We start from the raw sequence: 1,648 nt of genomic DNA on the forward strand, positions 1-1,648 counted from the left end.
TAATATAATGATCAGGTTTTACGCAGGGTAAATGACTAAGGTCAAGGCGCATGATTGAGTAATAGCCGGCTATTGCGATTGAATGCAACGCAGATGTTAGTAATTTAAACCAGTAAAAACGATCAGTTACTTAGGCGGAGTGGTATAATATCCCTTGAAAATTTGACTCAGGCTATATCACCACAGTGAGACTCAAACGCGCTATTCGCTAGCTTTGTGTGCTTTCATATCAAAACTATAACCACCTTGTGCATTTGCTTTCATTTTTTCAAAAGGCAGTTCGTCCCAATTTTTATTTACTAATAAGTCGTAAAAGTCAGTACCAGGCTCAATAATTCGAAATAAAGGGGCTTGGATAGAGCGTGGTAATTTTTGCCCTTTACGATGCTTATCAATCATGACAAGTGCCCAACCAGCAGCAGTAAAATGCCCGCCTCCCAACACACTTATCTGTTGCGATGCTGTTAACGCTAATACTTTGGCTGAAGTATTAATCGTACTGATAAATACATCTTTTCCGGGGCGTAAATGATGCGCTTTAAGTGCCTCTAAACTCCCAAATGCCATCAGATCATTAGCTGTCCAAATATACTTTAGATCAGTGGAACGCTCGATCAATATATATGATTTTTGATAACTTATTGCTTGGTTCCACTCCGCATAAACCAGATGGCTAAGCTTAATATGCGGTTGCGAATTAAAATAATCTACGGCACCAGCTTGCCTTTGTATCGAGGCAGGTGTGGTTTTGTCTCCTGAGATGATCAGTACTTCTCCCGCTTGATTATCACCCGCGGTAACCAATGCTTCAGCCGTTTGTTGACCTATCCAATAATTATCTGGAATCAAACTCGTTAATAGGTATTTTTGCCAATGCGGGTTCATTAATCGTCTGCTTTGTTGCTCAGATGTTAAACCATTCAAGATAACTAATAAATAAACTTTCTGCCCTTCTAACAAAGTTAATAACTTAGGCAACACCTTTTTTTCATTAACTACTAACAAATAATCCGGTAATTGTTTGTTTCTTATGAGTTGTTCAACTTTCCTTATGATTAAATAATTATTACGTTCAGCATGAAATATTTGCAAGTCTAACTTAAGGCGAGTGGCGGCAGCATTCGCAAACAGATCAACATCTTTCCAAAAGCTTTCGCTGGATTTCCCGGGGTTAAGTAATAAGACAGAGGGTTGGCTTAATCCTAGGAGAGGGTAAAAAGTGATGAGTAATATTAATGTTGTTAGTAATTTATGCATATCTCCACCTGAAAAATGATTATCCGTTGTTATAGCGACTAACAAACTAACAATCTTAACCTATCAACAAATAAAATAAACTTTACTATCAGCATAGTTTATTTTATGAGACTGTGAGACATCCATTTTATCTATACCCGTTACCAATCAAAGTGCTTTATTCAGTCGTCAGCTCGGACACTAAGACAAGGCGCTGTATGATGACAATGGCTAGCCCTTATCGAATATACTGCAACGCCGAATTAGTTTTCGAGCTGGCGACCCACAAGGCAAGCTTTGAGGCAAGCATCTTCGTTGTTAGAAAGCATCGATTGAACCAGTTAGACCTTCAACTTTCTGCCTAGAACCTGCTCACCTCACAGCTTGCTGAATTTTGCACCTTGAATGATAA

General features: G+C 38.7%; 1 protein-coding gene. It reads right to left on the minus strand.

Going from position 1 to position 1,648, the window contains the following annotated elements; all coding sequences use genetic code 11:
• Positions 1-201: 201 nt before the first annotated feature.
• Positions 202-1,257 carry an ABC transporter substrate-binding protein gene (locus G322_RS21525; RefSeq protein WP_022943274.1) on the minus strand — a complete coding sequence of 352 codons (1,056 nt, stop codon included), beginning with the start codon at positions 1,255-1,257 and terminating at the stop codon, positions 202-204.
• Positions 1,258-1,648 lie beyond the last annotated feature (391 nt).

Origin of the sequence: Psychromonas hadalis ATCC BAA-638, from assembly GCF_000420245.1 — a bacterium.
GTDB lineage: Bacteria > Pseudomonadota > Gammaproteobacteria > Enterobacterales > Psychromonadaceae > Psychromonas > Psychromonas hadalis.

What these genes read in the sequence shown, in the direction of transcription:
- G322_RS21525 (WP_022943274.1), bottom strand. Translation starts at nt 1,257, where the DNA reads ATGCATAAATTACTAACAACATTAATATTACTCATCACTTTTTACCCT.